This is a genomic window from Bradyrhizobium sp. LeoB3 (assembly GCF_055456055.1).
The window spans coordinates 1-321 of sequence record NZ_JBVBEF010000435.1; the positions used below are offsets into that span (position 1 = coordinate 1).

1 pseudogene is annotated in these 321 nt (G+C 57.9%); it reads left to right on the forward strand.

The features are described from left to right. A pseudogene (locus ACZXDY_RS46630) lies at nucleotides 1–213 on the forward strand (hypothetical protein); the annotation flags it as partial. Nucleotides 214–321: the final 108 nt, after the last annotated feature.

Sequence of the window (321 nt, forward strand, 5' to 3'; positions counted from 1 at the left end):
CCCTCGCTTGGCGACGTGCTGAAATGTAAAATCGAAGGCGACAACGAAGACATTTTCATCACCACTTCGCCGGACACAAATCAAAACGATGGTCAGTACGCCCGGATCGGCACCTCGCCGCACGAGGAGGTGCTGCTGCCATGCGCCTTCAGACATCGGGACGAAAATCATTCCAGACACCTCGATTTCGTTTGGTCACCACTGGTCAATTGACCTAGTCACCATAGTGGCCTCCGGCATCCTGGTGGTGGGCTTTGCATGTGCCGTCGTAGCCCTCTGGGTCCACTAGCCGAGCCGGGCGAACATCGTGGGGCCGCCGCT